The sequence below is a fragment of the Hymenobacter radiodurans genome (genome assembly GCF_004355185.1).
GTDB lineage: Bacteria > Bacteroidota > Bacteroidia > Cytophagales > Hymenobacteraceae > Hymenobacter > Hymenobacter radiodurans.
This window is the reverse complement of sequence record NZ_CP037922.1, coordinates 2,159,619-2,178,628: the sequence shown is the minus strand read 5'-3', so window position 1 is coordinate 2,178,628 and position 19,010 is coordinate 2,159,619. Positions and strand designations below refer to the sequence as shown.

The 19,010-nt window shown below is 57.9% G+C and carries 15 protein-coding genes; 9 read left to right on the top strand and 6 right to left on the bottom strand.

The features are described 5' to 3' along the window. Nucleotides 1-98: 98 nt before the first annotated feature. On the top strand, nucleotides 99-1,355 hold the full coding sequence (locus EPD59_RS10250; protein ID WP_133272692.1) for a T9SS type A sorting domain-containing protein: 1,257 nt from the start codon (nucleotides 99-101) through the stop codon (nucleotides 1,353-1,355). A gap of 85 nt (nucleotides 1,356-1,440) precedes the next feature. Here the strand turns inward: EPD59_RS10250 and EPD59_RS10245 are convergent, their stop codons facing one another. Further along, nucleotides 1,441-3,588: an alpha-ketoacid dehydrogenase subunit alpha/beta gene (locus EPD59_RS10245; RefSeq protein ID WP_133272691.1), complete on the bottom strand. Its 2,148-nt coding sequence runs from the start codon at nucleotides 3,586-3,588 to the stop codon at nucleotides 1,441-1,443. A gap of 306 nt (nucleotides 3,589-3,894) precedes the next feature. Between EPD59_RS10245 and hemF the strand changes: the two genes are divergently transcribed. Next, on the top strand, nucleotides 3,895-4,776 hold the full coding sequence (hemF, locus tag EPD59_RS10240; protein ID WP_240731738.1) for an oxygen-dependent coproporphyrinogen oxidase: 882 nt from the start codon (nucleotides 3,895-3,897) through the stop codon (nucleotides 4,774-4,776). A 95-nt stretch (nucleotides 4,777-4,871) separates the two neighbouring features. Continuing rightward, complete coding sequence (locus EPD59_RS10235) at nucleotides 4,872-5,384, top strand: phosphatase PAP2 family protein (protein WP_133272689.1); 513 nt, start codon at nucleotides 4,872-4,874, stop codon at nucleotides 5,382-5,384. A 137-nt stretch (nucleotides 5,385-5,521) separates the two neighbouring features. On the opposite strand, the gene EPD59_RS10230 is transcribed toward EPD59_RS10235, so the two are convergent. Both EPD59_RS10230 and EPD59_RS10225 read right to left on the bottom strand, forming a co-directional pair. Then, entirely contained in the window at nucleotides 5,522-6,661 is a 1,140-nt protein-coding gene (locus tag EPD59_RS10230) for a hypothetical protein (protein ID WP_133272688.1), read from the bottom strand. A 133-nt stretch (nucleotides 6,662-6,794) separates the two neighbouring features. Further along, nucleotides 6,795-7,316, bottom strand: a complete 522-nt coding sequence (locus EPD59_RS10225; RefSeq protein WP_133272687.1) for a hypothetical protein — start codon at nucleotides 7,314-7,316, stop codon at nucleotides 6,795-6,797. A 168-nt stretch (nucleotides 7,317-7,484) separates the two neighbouring features. Between EPD59_RS10225 and EPD59_RS10220 the strand changes: the two genes are divergently transcribed. Next, the gene (locus tag EPD59_RS10220) at nucleotides 7,485-8,276 is read left to right on the top strand and encodes a glucose 1-dehydrogenase (protein ID WP_133272686.1); all 792 of its coding nucleotides are present in this window, start codon (nucleotides 7,485-7,487) and stop codon (nucleotides 8,274-8,276) included. Nucleotides 8,277-8,361: 85 nt separating this feature from the next. On the opposite strand, the gene EPD59_RS10215 is transcribed toward EPD59_RS10220, so the two are convergent. Next, nucleotides 8,362-9,444 (bottom strand): calcium:proton antiporter, encoded by a 1,083-nt coding sequence (locus EPD59_RS10215; protein ID WP_133272685.1) that lies wholly within the window; start codon nucleotides 9,442-9,444, stop codon nucleotides 8,362-8,364. A 255-nt stretch (nucleotides 9,445-9,699) separates the two neighbouring features. Here EPD59_RS10215 and EPD59_RS22450 point away from each other — a divergent pair, with 255 nt between their 5' ends. Further along, complete coding sequence (locus tag EPD59_RS22450) at nucleotides 9,700-10,068, top strand: cation-transporting P-type ATPase (protein WP_240731706.1); 369 nt, start codon at nucleotides 9,700-9,702, stop codon at nucleotides 10,066-10,068. Beyond that, complete coding sequence (locus tag EPD59_RS10210; protein WP_240731705.1) at nucleotides 10,026-12,371, top strand: cation-translocating P-type ATPase; 2,346 nt, start codon at nucleotides 10,026-10,028, stop codon at nucleotides 12,369-12,371. The genes EPD59_RS22450 and EPD59_RS10210 overlap by 43 nt, the downstream gene beginning before the upstream one ends. A 106-nt stretch (nucleotides 12,372-12,477) precedes the next feature. Here the strand turns inward: EPD59_RS10210 and EPD59_RS10205 are convergent, their stop codons facing one another. Both EPD59_RS10205 and EPD59_RS10200 read right to left on the bottom strand, forming a co-directional pair. Beyond that, entirely contained in the window at nucleotides 12,478-12,882 is a 405-nt protein-coding gene (locus tag EPD59_RS10205; protein WP_133272684.1) for a hypothetical protein, read from the bottom strand. Between the two features lie 193 nt (nucleotides 12,883-13,075). Continuing rightward, complete coding sequence (locus EPD59_RS10200; protein ID WP_133272683.1) at nucleotides 13,076-13,666, bottom strand: riboflavin synthase; 591 nt, start codon at nucleotides 13,664-13,666, stop codon at nucleotides 13,076-13,078. A gap of 253 nt (nucleotides 13,667-13,919) precedes the next feature. Here EPD59_RS10200 and EPD59_RS10195 point away from each other — a divergent pair, with 253 nt between their 5' ends. The 3 genes from EPD59_RS10195 (at nucleotide 13,920) to EPD59_RS10185 (ending at nucleotide 18,964) form a co-directional block, all read left to right on the top strand. Beyond that, nucleotides 13,920-14,531, top strand: coding sequence for an RNA polymerase sigma factor (locus tag EPD59_RS10195; protein WP_165963542.1), 612 nt, complete (start codon nucleotides 13,920-13,922; stop codon nucleotides 14,529-14,531). 247 nt (nucleotides 14,532-14,778) lie between these two features. Beyond that, complete coding sequence (locus tag EPD59_RS10190) at nucleotides 14,779-15,783, top strand: FecR family protein (protein ID WP_165963541.1); 1,005 nt, start codon at nucleotides 14,779-14,781, stop codon at nucleotides 15,781-15,783. 106 nt (nucleotides 15,784-15,889) lie between these two features. Further along, nucleotides 15,890-18,964, top strand: a complete 3,075-nt coding sequence (locus EPD59_RS10185) for a TonB-dependent receptor domain-containing protein (RefSeq protein ID WP_133272680.1) — start codon at nucleotides 15,890-15,892, stop codon at nucleotides 18,962-18,964. Nucleotides 18,965-19,010: the final 46 nt, after the last annotated feature.

Sequence of the window (19,010 nt, the reverse complement as noted above, 5' to 3'; positions counted from 1 at the left end):
ACGGCATCGCTGATGCGCTGGAAGCTAATAATTATGCCCAGCCTGCCCAATTTCAGCTGGCATCGGGCCGCATTGGCGGAGCCGTCGACGCGCTTGGAATGCCCCTGGCCGCGCAGCTTGGCGCGGGTAGCCGCCAGACAATTTTTGCTAATGCCGACGCCGACAACGACGGTGTGCGCAACATGTTTGATCTGGACTCCGACAACGATGGAATTCTGGATAATCGCGAAGCTCAAACCACGGCCGCTTACCGCGCGCCCTCGGGCCTGGACTTTGACCATGATGGCCTGGATAACGCCTATGATTTAGTCCCCGGCCTCGATCCGGCTACGGGGCGGGCAGCTATAGCGGGCACAGCATTAAGCGCCGCTACTCTCGCGAATACTGACCTCGATGAGGTAGCTGATATACTCGATTCGAACTCTGATAATGATGCTTTAGCAGATTGGCAGGAAGGCTTCGATGACAATCGGAACAGCAGTAGCATAGACGATTTGGTGGGCCGCGCGGTCAAGTTTGCTGCCGCCAACCCAATCAAAGCGGCGTATTATGCCGCCGCTAACAGCAATCCAGCCTGGCTGGAAGATGCGGATGGCGATGCAATACCTAATTTCCTCGATCCGGGCAACGTGCACTACCACGATGATAATGCCAATGGCTTGATTGACCTTTTTGACGCTGCATACGGGGGAACGCCCTCGACTGCTCCCCGCCGCGACGCGACTCAAACCGATGCCGATTTCCGCTTCGTACCTCAGCCAGTGAAAATTACAGCACCGGAAAAAGGCCCAATGCCGGTAGTCCCGCTGCCCGTGGTACTCATCGACTTTCAGGCCCACGCCGCCGGGCGCGATGCTCTCCTATCATGGGCCACGGCACAGGAGCAAACGAATGCGCGCTTTGACATAGAGCGCTCCCTCGATGGGCTGGAATTTGTAGTCATCGGCCAGCGCCTGGGAAACGGCTCTACTACTCAGCGCCAGGCATATGATTTCCGCGACAAAAACGTTGGGGCCACGCCCGGCACCGTGTATTATCGTCTGCGCCAGGTAGATACAGATGGCAAAGTAATGCTAAGCGAGGTCAAGCCTGTGACCTTCATTGCCCAACCTGCCGCGCTGCTTACGCTTCACCCCAATCCAGCTACCGATTACGCTATCCTTGATCTGTCGGGACTGCCACAAGTAAGCTATTCCATCGAGATTCACGGTGCCGACGGACGAATGCTCACTCGCTTTGAGGCCGCTGGTGGCACTCCTCTACGCTTAGCAACAGCCACTTACCCGGTGGGCACGTACATGATTCGGGTGGTGAATAGCAATTTTCACCAACTGCTGAAGCTGATTAAAAACTAGCATTCGGCAATCCGCAAAAAAGCCCCCAGACATCATCTGGGGGCTTTTTTATGCTCTTTAATAAGCTAAGTATATAAACGTGCGCTTAGTACTCCAGTAGTTCCAGCAGGGCGGCGGCGACCTTTGCAGCACTAGGCAACATCTGCCGCTCTAAGTCGACGTTCAATGCAATGGCGGGCAAATTAGCAGCGCCTAAGGTGAACACGGGCGCATCGAGCTGCTGGAAGCAGGTGCGCTGGATGCGCCCAGCCAACGACTCGGCAAATGAGTTCATCAAGGGTTCTTCGGTGAGCACCAGCACTTTACTATGGCGCATTGTGGCAGCCTGCACCGCTTCAAAATCCAGCGGGTTCAGGGTGCGCAGGTCCAGCACTTCCACCTGACCAGGGAACTGCCGGCTGGCCGTTTTGGCCCAATGCACGCCCATGCCATACGTAACGACCACGCAGGTATTGCCCCGCCGAAGCTGCTCAGCATCGGCGGCCTGAGCGATGGCGGCTTTGCCTAAGGGCAGCACGTAGCCAGCCGCCGGCTCAATCGTTTTGGCATCTTCCGTACCGGGCACCTTACTCCAATACAAGCCTTTGTGCTCCAGCAAAACGACCGGATTGGGGTCCAGAAAAGCAGCGCGCAGCAGGCCTTTCATGTCGGCGGCATTGCTGGGATACACCACTTTGATGCCCCGAATAGTGAGCAAAGTGCTTTCGATGGAGCCCGAATGATAAGGTCCGCCCCCACCGTACGCGCCAATGGGCACCCGAATCAGCGCCTGCACCGGAAACTGCCCATTCGATAGGTAGCACGACTTCGACAATTCCTCAACTAATTGGTTGAGGGCCGGCCAGATATAGTCGGCAAACTGAATCTCCACAATGGCCTTCGCCCCTACGGCGCTCATGCCGGCCGTGCTGCCCACGATGTAAGCTTCCTGAATCGGGGTATTAAACACGCGCGCATCGCCGTATTTCTTGGCCAGCAGTGCCGCTTCGCGAAAAACGCCCCCCAGCTCGCCGCCTACATCCTGTCCGTAAAACAGCGCTTCGGGAAACTCGCGCAGAATATCATCAACGGCGTGCAACGCAGCATCTACCATCAGCACTTTGTCGGCGCCGGCGGGGGTGCGTTCCCCAGCCTCTTCCGTCACGGCCTGGGGGGCAAATTCGTGGTCGGCAAAGGTGGCGGGGTCGGGTGCGGGCGCGAGCAGGGCACGCTCGTAATCGGCGCGCACGAGGGCGGCAGCTTCAGTGGCGGCTTGCTCCAGTTCTCGTTTAGCAAAGCTGCGCAGAAGCAGCTGCTGGTGCAGGCGGGGCAAGGGGTCCTGCGGAGTGTGCTGGGCAAGGTTGTCGCCACGATACCACTCGCGGCGCACGCCGCTGGTGTGGTGGCCAAGCAGCGGACACTTAGCGTGTACTAACACCGGACCACGGGTGCGGCGCACATAAGCAAATGCTTCACTCATAGCCGAATACGAAGCCGAAAAATCAGCCCCATCCACGCGCAGGCGGTGCAGGCCTTTAAAGCCCGCCGCAAATTCGTAGGCGTCCATAGCCCGCATTTCCCGCCCGGTAGCCGAGATACCCCAATCGTTGTCCTGCACCAGATAAATAATGGGCAACTGATGCAGAACGGCCATTTGCAGCGCTTCCGACACTTCGCCCTCCGTCATGGCCCCATCCCCGATGGAGCACAGCACAACCGGCGCCGAATCAGACGAAGATGAAGAGTAATCAGCCATCGATTCTTTGTTTCGCTGACTTTCCAAATACTTGATTCCGTGCGCCATACCTGTAGCCGGAATGGCCTGCATACCGGTGGCGGAGCTTTGGTGCGGAATTGTAGGAAAGCCCGCGCGGCGCAACGACGGATGGCAATAATACGTGCGTCCGCCGCTGAACGGGTCGTCCCGCTTAGCCATCAGCTGCAGCATCAACTCATAAGGCGTGATACCCATGCCGAGCAGCATAGCGTCGTCGCGGTAATAAGGCGCCGCATAGTCGGTGGGCAGCAGGTGAAAGGCTGCGGCCAGTTGAATGGCTTCGTGGCCGCGCGCCGTGGCGTGCACGTATTTGGCCGTTACAGCCTTGTTTTCTTCGTAAAGACGCGCCATTTCGTCGGCCGTGCGCATGAGGCGGTAGGCGCGCAACAGCGTTTCGCGGGTAGGATTGGGGGCAGCAGCAGTGGGTGCAGAAGCAGTAAATTCAGCGTCAGGGGCAGGGGCGGTCGAGTTCAGCATGAACGGCGGGAAAGTGGGAAGGCGAAATTACAGCTTCGGGGGCAGAGTTGGTGAGGCGGCGGGTTTTCTGCGTAATTTTGACCTGCTAACCTTGATCAGAATGTCATGCAGAGCAGAGCGAAGCATCTCGCTCGCGGTAGTGAGGCGACTAATCTTACAACAGCCCGCGAGATGCTTCGCTCTGCATGACCACCTTTTTTAGTTAGATTATCCGCTATGAGTTCTACCCCGTACAGCCAGAATCTAGAAGAAACAACCGCAGCCCCAGCACCAGCTGCCCCGCTGCGGGCCGCAGTCGAAGACTGGATGCGAGCCTTTCAAACGCGCCTGTGCGCGCAGCTGGAAGCGGCCGACGGGGGTGCCGCTTTTCGCACCGACACCTGGGAGCGGCCTGGTGGTGGCGGTGGGGTATCGCGGGTGCTGGAGAACGGAGCCATTCTAGAGAAAGGCGGCGTTGGCTTTTCAGCGGTGCACGGCAAAATGAGCGCCCAGGCGGCTAAGGTGCTGCTCATGCCCGATCCGCACTTTTTTGCCACGGGCGTGTCGGTGGTGATGCATCCGCGCAGTCCGCGCGTGCCTATCATCCATATGAATGTGCGCTACTTTGAGGCGGGCAATGGCGAGGCTTGGTTTGGCGGCGGTATCGATCTGACGCCGATTTACGTGGATGAAGCCCAGGCCCGCTGGTTTCATCAAACCCTGAAAACCGCCTGCGACCGGCACGACGCCACCTATTATCCGCGCTTCCGGGAAACGGCCGACGATTACTTTTATCTGCCCCATCGTCAGGAAACCCGCGGTGTGGGGGGCATTTTTTTCGACCGCCTCACCGTGGGAACGCATGGCTCGGCCGACCAGCTTTTTGCTTTCGTGCAGGAAGTAGGCGACGTTTTTGGCCCAACTTATACTGAGCTAATGCGCCAAAATGCCCCCCAGCCGTACGGGCCGCGTGAGGAAAGCTGGCAGATGCTGCGCCGGTCGCGCTACGCGGAATTCAACCTGGCCTTCGACCGTGGCACACGATTTGGGCTTGAAACGGGCGGGCGCACCGAAAGCATTTTGATGAGCCTGCCGCCCCGCTGCGAGTGGCATTACGACCAGCAACCCGAGCCCCATTCGCCCGAGGCGGAAACCCTGGCCTGGCTCCGCAAAGGTGTATTATGGGCCGAAATGCCCCCTAAGTCCTGACCCCCGCCCGCTTACTCGCCCTCTCATTGATCGAACGACTTCAAGCCCTGGATCGCTGGCTGCTGATAGCCGCAAACGATAGCCACTCGCCTCGAATGGACAAGTGGATGGTCTTTTTCACTGACCGCTTCGTCTGGTTCCCCGCCTACTTTGTGATGGCCCTCGTGCTGGGCTACTTATTTAAGCGCCGCGCCCTGCTCCTGCTGCCCATGCTGGGCCTGAGCGTACTGCTCACCGACTCGATTTCCAGTCGGCTCTTCAAACCGTATTTTGCACGTCTTCGCCCCTGCCACGACCCCGACTTATCGGAGTCGCTGAACCTAGTGCATGGCTGTGGGGGGCAATTTGGGTTTTTGTCATCGCACGCGGCCAACGCCTTTTCTTTGGCCGTCTTTCTGATTCTGGTGCTGCCTCGCCGCTTCTGGCTAGTCAAGATTGTGGTGCTGGTCTGGGCCGTAATTGTTTCCTACAGCCGCATTTATCTGGGCGCTCATTACCCTTCCGATGTACTGGCCGGCACATTGCTGGGCTGCCTCACCGCCTGGGGATGCGCTGAGCTGTATCTGTTTGGCGCGAAGCGGTGGTGGCAGCACGAGCCTGCGGTGTAGCAATCATTGTCTACAGATCACGTCAGCAGAATCCGACAATTAGAGCCATTCGCGACCTAAATAGATAATACACCGGGGCTAGAGCCTGATTACCAGCTCTCGAGAAAGGCAGGACATTCTATTTACCGCGCTAAGGTTTAATTCTTGTTGCCCGCGTCGGCAATGGTGAGAAAGGTGATGGTGGTGGGCGCAAAAGTTATTTTCCCGGCCGCCACTGCTTCGCCGGTCATGGTTGGCAGGGCATCGTCGGCCCCCAGCTTCAACTCCTGCCCGTTGAGCTGCACCGTGCTACTTTCCAGCTTCGGGGAGCTGAGGGTGTAGCGCTGAGCCGCTTTGGGCAACTCCAGCGAGGTAGTAGCCGTGCGGCTATTATTGATGATGAGCAACGTCACGCCACCCGCGTGGCCCTTCATATTGTGGGCATAGATATGCAGACCGGGCCGCGAGGCCCCGGCATCGAGCACGGTGGTGCCCATGAGCTGGTGCCAGAGCAGGCCGCCCCAGTAGTTTGGCCGGGGTGCCAGGGTTTCACCATCCAGCAGGCCGTAGTCACTAGTGGCGAGGGTATTATGAAAAATCACCTTCACGCCCTGCTTGGCCAGCCGCCCCATCTGATCGAGGTAGCGGAAGGTGTCGAGGAATTGCGCCCCCCAAGGGTTGCCACCGCAGGCCGCATCGGCCGTTTCCGTATTCCAGAAAGGTTTGCCCGGCTCGTACTGGTCGCGCATCCGACGGTAGAAAGCCAGCGTGTTGTCGGTGCGGGCCAGCCATTCTTCGCTCAGCGCTGAGTCTTGCTTCACCGGGGCCATGTCGCCGCAGCGCTGCGACGCAGCGCCATAGTGATGGTACGTAAACACATCGACACCGGGCCCGGCGGCCTGGAGCAAGGCCGGGGTCGGCAACACCTCCATCCCACCGTAAGCTACGCCTTGGCCGCCCTCACCTTCCCCTACTGAGCCGGGGCCCAGGACGAGCGTACCCGGCGCATTTTTCTTCATAAAGGGCCGGAACACTTTAAAGTCACGCCCGTAGGCGGCCGCGTCGTAGCCCTCGGGCGCGCCCCCCATTTTGGCAAAGGTGGGCTCGTTCATAAACTCCAACCCGGCCATGCGCCCGCCCAGCTGCTTGGTGTAGGCTAGTACGCGGGCCAGTTGCGCTGGCGTCCACACGCCCTGCGCGTCGCGGGTGCCGGGACTGGTAGCGCACGAGCTGACGATATCGGCATTGACGGCTTTGCTGAAATCCACCAGGCCCTTCCACTGCGCCCGACTAAGCACGGCGCTGAAGCCCTTCGGGGGTTTTTGGGCGTTTGGTCGGTGTCGGGCAGGTAGGTGGAGTTGGCCCAGGTACCGCTGCAGCGCACGTAGGCCGGACCCAGGGCAGCGGCTAGCTTGCGCAGGCGGGGCTTCGTCAGGTCGATGGGGGCAAATATTGGTAGAGCTTGGGGTCCATGCCGGCGGGCGTACTGCGCTGGTTAGGAGCATCAGCCGGGGGCGGCGGGGTAGGCTTGCCGATCTGGTCGTAAGGCTTCCAGAAATTGCCCCCCGTCAGCTCGGCCATCTCCACGTTATAGGACTGAAACCGCTCGTCCACCGTCCCGATCTTGGGCAGCGCGGCCAGATCCAGGGTGGAAGGCGTAGTACTGGCATCCGTTTGTTGCGTGGCATTTTCCATCGTATTGGAGGAATTGTTGCAGCCGCCGGCCGCACCGAGCACGGCGCAAGCGGTGGTAGCAAGTAGCCAGAAAGGAGCAGCATTGGGGCGCTTATGACTCTGGCGTACGGTTGCGGCACTGATTTCCAGGTTAGACATGCTGGGGGCTTTTAATACATGAGGCAAGCCCTCGCCCTTCTGGCATGAGGACACTGCAACGGCCACGATGGTCTTCTTCAGCGCAACGCCAAACAGGATCTTGGGGTTGCCCGCCGCCACTATGGTTGGCGGCTACAGCTCAGAAAAAGCACCCTAGCAGATCTTAGCAGCCGTAGTTGGGTCACCGTTCGTTCGCGATGAACAAAATCTCTTCTCAACACCCGACGGTATTACTCTATCCGTAGATGATTCGTACACAGTGATTTCACCCTCAATTTGCACCTTCCGATGAGCTCATTCCAGGGAAAATCAATCATAATCACAGGCGCCGCAATGGGCCTAGGTTTGGCAGCGGCGCAGGAGCTAGCCGCCCTCGGCGCCAATCTGCTGCTGGTCGACTACAACGAACAAAGTCTGACCCAGGCGCAAGAGCAGCTGACCGCGCAGTTCCCGTCTGCCCGTATCGAAACAGCCGTGGCCGATGTGTCCGACGAGGCAGCCGTGAGGAACTACGTGGAAGCCGCCGTGAACGCCTTTGGGCGCATCGACGGGCTCTACAACAACGCCGGCATTGAAGGCAAGCAGGCGAGCATCGTTGATTACGACATAGCAGTGTTCAAAAAAGTAATCGATATCAACCTGATGGGCGTGTATTATGGTCTGCGCTACGTATTGCCGGTGATGCAACGGCAGGGCTACGGCCGCATCGTCAACGTGGCGTCGGTGGGGGGAATTCGAGGGGTGCTCAACCAGATGCCCTATGTAGCCAGCAAGCACGCCGTATCGGGCATGACCAAAAACGCGGCGCTGGAATACGCGCGCCACGGCATCATCACAAACGCCATTGCGCCGGGCGCTATCTTGACGCCGATGGTGGCCGAAGCGTTCAAGCAAGTAAACCCCGCCGACCCAAAGCAGGCTGAAACCGAATACGCCCAGCGTAACCCCACCAAGCGGCTGGGCTTGCCTGAAGAAGTGGCCAAGGTAGTGGCCTTCCTGCTTAGCGAAGACGCCGCCTACATCAACGGCCAGACCATTGCCATCGACGGCGGCGAATCGAACATGTACGGCAACAGCTAACGGATGCAAGCCGCAGAACAATGGCTTGGACTAGTCGTTGCTCTGCGGCTTGCATTCGTTTGCTAAAAGAGCTGTTTCTCCCTATTTACGGCACTACAATCGTGAACAGATAAACGGCAAATATGACCAGCAGGACTACTCCGTGTAGCATGTGGGTGCGACCGGTAGAGAACGACAATATATTGGTAATCAGGGCCAGGACCAGCAATACCGTTGACTTTATGTCGATGCCGAGCGTAATAGTCAGGCCGGTGATTGCGGACAAGACAGCAACCGCCGGAATGGTTAGCCCGATGCTGGCCAGAGCCGAGCCAAGGGCAAGATTGAGGCTGGTTTGCAGACGGTTTTTTCTCGCCGCCTGCCAGGCAGCCAAGCCTTCAGGCAGCAGCACGACCGCTGCAATAATAACCCCTACCAATGATTTTGGGGCCCCTATGCTCACCACGCCGGCCTCAATAGTTGGCGACAGCGCTTTGGCCAGCAACACCACGGCTACCAAGCCCGCCAGCAACAGGAAGAAGCTTAGCCCCGCTACCTTATTAGTTGGAGGTGTTGCGTGGACCTCTTCATCGGAAGTGCCCGTGGGGGGCAAAAAGAAGTCTCGGTGACGGACCGTTTGAACCAGTATGAACGTGCCGTAGAGCAGCAAGGAAACGATGGCTATAAAACCTTGCTGCAGAAAATTATACATCGGGCCCGCCATGCTGGTGGTATAGTTCGGCAAGATTAAGGTCAGCACCAGAATGGCCGTCAACGTCACCAGCGCCGCCGTCACGCCCTGCTGCTCGAACACCTGTTCTTTGTGATGCACGCCCCCAGCCAGCAGACATAGGCCCGTTATGCCGGTGATAATAATCATGACCGCGGCAAATACCGTGTCGCGGGCCAGCGCGGTTGTTTCGGGCCCTCCCGCAATCATCAGCGAAACGATAAGCGACACCTCAATGATGGTAACGGCCAGGGCAAGCACCAAGGTCCCAAATGGCTCGCCTACCCGGTGGGCAACCACTTCGGCGTGATAGACGGCTGCTAACACGCACCCAATCAGTGCGGCGGCAACCACCAGCAAATAGGTGCCGCCCCAGCCGAACGCTACTCCCGCGTAGGATAGCCACGCAAGAACCGGAGCCAGAATTGTCCAGACAGGAAGTGGTAACTTAAACCTCATTCGATTAGACGTCCAGTAACTGAAAAAATGCCCCCCAACGGGCCTTATTGAGCGTAATCAGGTAGGCTCGACCTGCCTACTACTTGACTTACGTTGGATGAGAACTGCTGTTGCTGAGCTGTTTCTATTGTGCTGTGGTGGCAGCCTATCTCGGCCGGTGCATCCTGAAGATCTTTTTTACCTTGGTTCGTACGCTCTGTTTAGCTGAGCCCCAGCCTTCTACTTCCCGCTATTCTTGCTATTCTTGCCAGCAATATGCAAATCTCAACCTCCGTAGAAACTGTACTGAAGGAGTTGGCCGCGAACCCCGCCACCGGCCTTTCCGATGCGGAAGTAGCTGCCCGACGAACCAAGCACGGTCCCAACCGCTTGCAGGCGCAGGTGAAAAAAACCATCCTGCAGCTGGCGCTGGCGCAGCTCAACGACGCCCTTATCTACGTACTGTTAGGAGCCGTGGCCATCACCCTCTTCCTAGGCGAGTACGTGGACGCCGTTATTATCCTGTGCGTTATCCTGATAAACGCGGCGCTGGGTGTAGCGCAGGAAGTGAAAGCCGGCAATGCCATTGAAGCGCTCAAAAAATGTCGGCTCCGCACGCGCTGGTGCGCCGCAACGGGGAAGTAAGAGAAATAGACTCTGAGGAACTGGTGCCGGGCGATATTGTGCTGCTCGACGCCGGCCGGTTCGTGGCAGCCGACCTGCGGTTGCTAGAATCGGCCAATCTGCAAATCGAGGAGTCAGCCCTAACGGGCGAATCGGTACCCACAACCAAGGATGCGCAGGCCACCTTCGACGACCCGCAAACCCCGCTCGGCGACCAAGCCAACACGGCGTTTATGTCTACGCTGGTCACTTATGGCCGGGGCGTGGGAGTCGTGGTCGGCACCGGCATGAAAACGGAGGTGGGCAAAATCGCCACGCTCATCAACGAGGAAGAAGAAAGCAAGACGCCCCTGCAAAAAAAGCTCGACGAGTTGGGCAAAACGCTGGGCAAGGTAGCCGTCGGCATCTGCGCGGCAATGTTCGTGCTGGCCTATTTCCAGGGCCGAGATCTGGCCAGTACGTTTCTGTTGGCGGTGTCGCTGGCGGTGGCATCTATTCCCGAGGGCTTGGCGGCCATCGTTGCTGTGGTGCTTTCCATCGGCGTCACGGCCATGGCCCGCCGCAATGCCATCATCAAGAGGCTGCCCGCCGTGGAAACCCTGGGCTCAGTGAACATTGTTTGCTCCGACAAAACCGGTACGCTCACCCAGAATAAAATGACCGTAACGCGCTACTTCCTGCCGGGCGTGGGCGAAGTTACCTTGGGAGAGAACGGGCAGGCCTCTCTAGAAGAAGCCGGCTTGCTGGCCAAGGCATTAATTCTGTGTTCGGATGCCACCTACGAGAACGGTGAGGGTACCGGCGACCCCACCGAAATTGCCCTGCTTGTGTTCGGCGACCAACTTGGTCTTGACCGCAAGGCTTTGGAGGCCAGTGATAAGCGCGTGGGCGAGCTAGCGTTTGAATCGGACCGTAAGCTCATGTCGACCCTTACCGACGACCACGGCCGGCTGCGGGTGTTCACCAAAGGTGCTATCGATAGTCTTATCACCCGCTGCACCCACATTCGCGAAAACGGCCAAGTGGTGCCCCTTACGGCTGACCACTGCGAGCAGGTAGTACACGTCACAGACGGCATGTCGGGGCAGGCGCTGCGCACGCTGGCAGTGGCCTACAAGCCTGTCGACCAAGTAGTGCCACCTGAGGAAATGGAGCAGGACTTGATACTGCTGGGCATGGTGGGTATGATAGACCCGCCGCGGGAGGAGGCCAAGCAGGCAATCAGGCAGGCGGCGCAGGCCGGCATTACCACCATTATGATTACCGGCGACCATAAAAACACGGCCTTTGCCATTGCCCGGGAACTCGGGCTGGCCGACGACCTGAGTCAGGCCGTGACCGGAGAAGAGCTAAATCAGTATTCGGACGAGGAGTTTGCGGGCCGTGCGGCCCAGTACCGGGTGTTTGCCCGGGTGTCGCCGGAGCACAAGGTAAAAATCGTGAAGGCCTTCCAAGCTCAGGGCAATATTGTGTCGATGACGGGCGACGGAGTAAACGACGCACCCTCACTCAACGCGGCCGATATTGGGGTGGCGATGGGCATTACCGGCACCGACGTGGCTAAGAACGCGGCCGCCATGATTCTGACCGACGACAATTTCGCCACTATTATTGCCGCCATTGAGCAGGGCCGCAATATTTACAACAACATCAAGAAGTCGGTGATTTTCCTGCTGGCCAGCAACATGGGCGAAGTGGTAGCCATGGTCTTCAGCATCGTTATTGGCTGGCCCGCTCCCCTCATTGCCACCCAGTTGCTCTGGATAAACTTGCTCACCGATTCGCTACCAGCCATAGCCCTGGGCATGGACCCTAGCGACCCGGACGTGATGCGCGAGCTTCCCCGCAAGCCAAACGAAAGCTTTTTCGCGGGCGGAGCAGGGCTACGGGTGGTGCTGGGCGGCACCCTCATCGGTCTGCTCACTATGACTGCTTTCTGGTACGGTTTCTACGAGCACGGCTACCAGCCCTACGATGCGGCTATACCCGAGATGGTGCTGGAATACGCACATACCATGGCCTTTATGACCATCATCTGCTGTCAGTTGCTGTATGCGCTTAGCTTCCGGAGCGCCACCAAATCGATCTTCCAGGTCGGCCTGTTCTCCAATAAGTATCTGGCGGGGGCCGTGGTGCTGGGGATGCTGTTGCAATTACTAGCCCTTACGGTCCCATTTCTACAACAAGCCTTTAAACTCCGGCCCCTAGATGCGCGCGGCTGGCTGGTGGCTATCGGGCTGGGTATTGTGCCACTAATCATCACGGAGCTAGTGAAGGCCATCAAACGCTGGCGGGCGGTAGTGCCAGCCGTCAGCAACCCCTGAGTCGGTAACCTGCTTGGGTTGGAGCTTCCCGAACTGCTTTGCACCGGTTTATTGATTCCTGATTGCTGCTTTCTTCTTCGCTACTTTTTATGAAGGAGCTAAGAGTTTAGCGTTGCTGCAACCAGGTGCAGGCTGTGGCTAGGTCATCGAAAGCGGCTACGAAGGGCTGGGGCGTGTAGCCCAAAGTGGTATCCAGGGAGAAGCGAGCGGCCAAGGCTTCAGGATAGACGCAGGCTACGTAGCGCACGCCCCACTGAGCCAGCTTGGGAAATAGCGCCTCTCCTGCCCATTGCTCCTGTCCCGACCAGCCGGTGGCCGCATGCCGAGCATCGTTGAGCAGCATGGCGCAGGGTTGCTGGTGCAAGCACTGTAGCAACAACTCCCATCCTTCCTCCGCCGTCTGTATCGCGTAGTTGCCTCGCCACCGGACGTAGAGCCAGTGGGCCTCGGCGTCATGCCAGACCTGAACTGCACTTGTTGCGCCCAATAGGGTTAAGCTGCTGTTTTCCACCTAGCAAAGCCGTTATGGTGTAAAGTTAGCAAAGCGGGTGGAAGCCGCTGTATACCGCCCCGACAGACAAGAAGACGAGTTACTATAAGGCGCCTGCTATCGACCCGATTATAACTTATCGGCCAATAGATCAGCGTCATAAAAAAGCCCCCAACCAGAAAAATACCTGGATGGGGGGCTTTTTTTGAGCTAACTACTTGCCTAGGAGCTTGGCTACGTACTTTCCTACAATATCAAATTCCAGATTTACCAAGTCGCCGGGGCGTAGGTCCTGAAAAGTGGTGTGCTCGTAGGTGTAGGGAATGATGGCCACGCTGAAACCGTCGTCGGTGCTATCGAAGCAGGTGAGGCTGGTGCCATTGATGCTGATGGAGCCTTTTTCCACGGTCACGCGGCCGGGGCCAGGCGCATGGCGAAAGCGGTAAACCCAGGAGCCGTTCTGGTCGGTTACGCTCTCGCAGGTAGCCGTCAGGTCGACGTGGCCCTGCACGATGTGGCCATCAAAGCGCCCATTAGCCGACAGGCAGCGCTCCAGGTTTACGCGGCGGCCGGGCTGCCACTTCCCCAGATTGGTTTTTTGCAGGGTTTCATCAATGGCCGTGACGGTGTGCGTACCAGCGGCCGCATCCACGGCCACAACCGTCAGGCAGACGCCGTCGTGGGCGACGCTTTGGTCAATCTGTAATTCGTGGGCAAACGGCGTGGCCACCGTAAAATGGCGATTAGTGCCTTCCGTTTGCACAGCCGTAATGGTGCCGAGTGATTCTATTATTCCAGTAAACACGTGTTGCTGCGCTAATTTTTGAGGTACGAATGTAAGACTGCGGCCGTGAACCATAGGTAGTAGCGCTGCAAACACGTAGAGCGGAGAAATGATTTACTGAAGCGTATTAAGCGGCGTCAACCAGCACTGGAACCAACCTGTTGATAAACAACACTGGTCAGGCGTAGAGCTCCTGTATATAAATGTACTTTAATTGATAATTTATTATAAATTGGAGAGACCATTATAAGCTGGTTTTCATGTCTTTATGAGAGTGGATTCTTCCGTTGCCTCTAAAACCCAGCGGCCCTATTCCGCCTGGAACGACGATGCATTGGTAGCGGCATTGGAGGCCGGAGATGAAAAAGCTTTCACCGAAATATATGAGCGCTACTGGCAACGGCTCTATGAGCTGGCCTATCGCAAACTCGGCTCCGCAGCCGATGCCGAAGAGGTAGTGCAGGATCTATTTGTGGCCTTCTGGCAAAAGCGGGCTACCGCTCGTATTCACAAACTGGATGTCTATCTGTTTGTGGCCGCTAAATACAAAATTATCGACTGCATCCGGAGCCGCGCCACGCACGAAGGTTATGTGGCCTTTGCCACCCCGCATTTACCCACTGCTGACCGGGCGACGGAGGAAACGCTCAGCACCGCCGACCTGTCGGCGGCCCTTGCGGCCAGCGTGGGCAGTTTACCGGCCAATACCCAGGCCGTTTTTCGTCTGAGTCGGGAGCAATACCAGTCGGTGCCGCAAATTGCGGGGCAGCTGAATATAGCCCCCAAAACGGTGGAGTATCATCTTACCCAATCGCTACGGTTTCTACGAGCACGTTTGAAAGATTTTCTGGTGCTTACTCTCCTAGCTTATCAGCTGCTTTTTTAACCCGAAACACTACGTACGAGGCAGCAGCGACCATTGTCGTCTTATTTTCTTTTGTTGCGAAACGGCCTGTTTTATGCTTCGGCATCTTCTGTCAAAAAATATTTCATGCTTTGGCCAGGGATACGCCCTCCGAGCCCGACCTGATAAGGAAGCCCTACTTATCACCGTCGAGTATGAAGCCAGAAACCCACGAGGCCATATTGCAGCGCTACCTGCGCGGAGAAAGCCCCCAGACGAGGCGAAGCTAGTGGAGCAGTGGTACGAGGCACTCGATTCGGCCTCTATTCCTGAGTTAAGCCCCGCCGAAAACGCCCGTTTGAAAGCCACCCTGTGGCGTCGGATTGAGCACCAGATTCACGCTTCGACTTTGGCCCGCGAAGCCGTTCCGATGTGGCGCTCAATACCGCTGCGGTGGGCCGTAGCGGCGCTACTGATAGTTGGGTTAGGATTCGGTGCGCTGCGCTCGTTATCACCCCAAAAGTCCCCGGTAACGGCTGCCCGATTGTCTGTTCTGAGGGCCGCGCCATCGTCAAGCGCCAATCAATGGATTACGCATACGAACGTTAGCTCCCAAGTAGCTCGCCTCGCGCTGGTCGACGGCAGCACGGTGCTTTTGCAGCCCAGCAGCACCCTGCGCTACCCCCAGCAGTTTACGGACGCTAAGCGGGAAGTATTTCTGCAAGGCGAAGCGTTTTTTAACATAGCGCGCAATCCGGTCAAGCCCTTTCTGGTGGTTACTGATAAGGTAGTTACGACTGTATTGGGCACGAGCTTCACCGTGCGCGCCTACCCTGAGCAGCCTCAGGCCCTAGTAATGGTGCGCACTGGTAAGGTGCGGGTAAGTCCGCGCCCTACCGGCACGGGGAGCCCGGCCGGCCGGGTGGCGGCACCGCTTGAGCTTATTCCAAATCAGCAGGTAGCGTACTCGCCTGAGGTGCTAGAGATGCGCAAGGAACTGGTGGAGCGGCCGGCCCTGCTAATTCCCCGCCCGTTTGCCTTCGACGACCGACCAGTAACGGAAGTTATTCAAGCTCTGGAACATGCCTACGGGGTACCCATCGTCTACGACGAGGCGGCGCTAAGCGGCTGCACCGTACGCCTGATTTTCCGGGATGAGCCCATGTTTGAAAAGCTGGATTTGCTGTGCAAAGCACTGGGTGCTTCCTATGAGCGGGCCGGCACAAAAGTCATTTTTCACAGCAAAGGCTGCGGCAACAAACCCCGGCCAACTGACACGCTCCCCGCCGGCTAAGCCCAAAAAAGCCCCCAGCCTACGATTGGGGGCTTTTATTCCGCATTTTCTTCCCTGACTTCTCTCCCATTCTTCCTACTAATCCCACCAAACCCGTTCCCGCCCCATGAAATTACTTCTACCCTTCGCTCACCGCTGCCAGCTATTGCTGCTCGCCGTGGTGCCGTTTCTCGGGCTGGCCTCGCCAGCGGCGGCAACCGACCGGACCGAACAGAGCGTACTGGAACAGCATGTGACTTTGCTGCTGGAAGAGCAGCCGGTACTCACGGCCCTGGCCAGCCTTGAAAACCAAGTGCACACGCGCTTTCTATACAGCCCGCAGCTTATTGGCGCCAACCGCAAGGTGACGGTGCAGGCAGTAGATACGCCCTTGAGTGGCGTGCTTCAGTCGTTATTTGGGCCCCTACAAATTACTTATGAAGTAGTGAACAGTGGTATTCTGCTAGCCCCGTTAGCGTTGCCCAAAACAGCAGTGGATGCCACCATCACCGGCCGCGTCACTGGCGAAGGCGGGGAGGCAATTCCGGGCGCTACCGTCCTGGAGATGGGTACTACAAACGGCATCAGCACCGATGGCGACGGGCGCTTTTCCATCACCGTCAAGCCGGGAGCTACCTTGGTCGTGTCGGCTATTGGCTTTAAAAGTCAACAGATTGCTGTGGGCGAGCGAACCACGCTGGACGTGCGCCTGCAAACCAGCACCACGGAGCTAGGTCAGGTAACGGTGGTAGGCTCGCGCGGCCTGCCCCGCACCGACGTAGAGCGCCCTGCCCCCGTTGATGTGCTCAATGCCAAGGAATTGCAAGCCACCGGTCAGGTTGATCTGGGCCAGCAGGTGCAGTTCAATTCTCCGTCCTTCAACTCGGCTAAAACCGGCGTAAATGGCGTAGCTAATTACGCCGACCCCGCCACACTACGCGGCCTCTCCCCCGACCAAGTACTGGTGCTCGTGGATGGCAAGCGCCGCCACCAGTTCTCGGCTCTCAACCTGAACGTGACCGTGGGTAGCGGCACGGTTGTTACAGACCTGAACGCGGTACCGTCATTGGCTATCGAGCGTATTGAAGTGCTGCGCGATGGCGCGGCGGCCCAGTACGGCTCCGACGCTATTGCCGGCGTAATTAACCTTGGACTCAATAAAAGCACGGGCGTTGCCACCGTCAGAACCCAATTTGGGGTGACGCAGGAAGGCGATGGCGCGCAGTATCTGGCCGGGGCTAACTACGGTATCAAGCTGGGCAAAACCAATCCGGGCTACCTCAACTTAACGCTGCAATACCAGCGCCAAAACCAAACCGACCGCTCCGACGACTATCTGGGGGGCATTTATACCGTATTCCCGGCCCTGACCGCCGCCAACCCCACGCCCACCGCCACACAGATTACCAATGAGAACCGCATCCGGGCCGAGCGTGGCGTGTATCCGCCAGTGGGCGAGCCTTTTAAGGTAGGCGTGTACGGCAGCAACCAAGCCGACATTTACCAAGGCTTCTACAACCTGGGCGTGCCGATAGGCGGCTCCGGGTGGTCGGTGTACAGCTTCGGCGGGTACTCGCGCAAAGATATTCTGGCGTACGGCTTCTTCCGGAATGCCCAGCCTAACAACGTGAACTACAGCCCCGTGCACCCTGATGGTTACCTGCCTGAGTTGCCGGGCCGCAGCGACGACTACTCGGCCGTTATAGGGTTGAATCGCAAGTTGGCCGGGGGCTGGAACCTCGATTTTAGCACGGGCTACGGCTATAATTACCTCGACCTCGACGCCAACAAAACCGCTAACCCGTCGATGGGTGCCGACTCCCCCACCGATTTCTACGTAGGTCGTAGCGCCTTCGGGCAGAGCACGAGCGAAGTCAACGTGTCGCGCAATTATGTGGGCCTGTTCGGCACGAAGTCGTTCAACCTGGCTTTAGGCAGCCAGTTTCGGATAGACCGCTTCCAGCTGGAAAAAGGCAGTCCTGAGTCGTACTTCGTGGGCCCGCTGGCGCTGGCCGCGGCCGCTACTCCTACCTCCCCCGCTCGCACGGCCAAGGCACCGGGCTCCAGCGGCCGGCCCGGCATCGCGCCCGACGACGAAACCGACGAGACCCGCCGCAACGTGGGCGTGTACGTAGATGTGGAAAGCGACATTACGGAGCGGCTGCTAGTCACGACGGCTCTGCGCTACGAGAACTACTCCGACTTTGGCTCCAACATTTCGGGCAAGCTGGCCTCGCGTTTTAAAGTTACCGACGGCATTGCACTTCGTGGCTCTATCAACCGCGGCTTCCGGGCACCTTCCCTTCAGCAGACTTTTAACAGCGTATCAACCTCTACGGTGCAGGCCGGCGCAATTGTGCAAACCAAGCAGTTGCGCAACAACGACCCCCGCCTTGTGCCGCTGGGCGTAACCGACCCCAAGGCCGAAACTTCCTGGAATTATAGCTTGGGGGTAGCTGCCAAACTCACCGAAGACCTGCTCTTCACCATCGATGCCTACCAGATTGATATTGAGGACCGCATCATCAACAGTGAGCGATTGGTCAAAAGTGACATTCGAGCCTTGCAAACTGCGGATTTCGCCAACATTAGCGAAATCCGCTTTTTCACCAACGCCATCGATACCCGCACCCGAGGCATCGACCTGGTGACAACTTATAAGTACGATTTCAGTGAGCGTAGTCGCCTGAGCACCAGCCTAGCACTGACGTTTAACGCCACCGAAATTGTGCGTACCGGCGATACGCCTGCAGCCCTGCAAGCAGGTACCACCAACCGCATTCTGCTCATCGATACGGTCAGCATCGGGCTGATAGAGCGGGCCCAGCCGCGCCAGAAAGTACTGTTCTCGCTTACCTATCAGGTGGGCAAATTCAGTATCACGCCCCGCGCCTCCTACTTCGGCCCCGTGACGGCTTATGAAAAGCCAGCCAACATCACCACGCCCGCGCCCCGCTACGTGCCCCATATCAGCCAGGAGTTTGAAGGCAAAACTCTGCTTGATTTGGCTTTGGTGTACAATCCGGTAAAAGCGGTTTCGGTGACGGTGGGTGCCAATAACATCACCAATGTCTACCCCGACAAAGTGGATGCCGCTCGTTTCGCCAGTTATTCCTACGGTGAAATTCCGTATTCGCGAAACGTCGCGCAGTTCGGCTTCAACGGTGCTTATTACTACTCCAACATCACGCTGACTTTTTAGGGCCGTAAGCAATGACGGTCATGCTTCGGCTCCACCTTAGCATGAC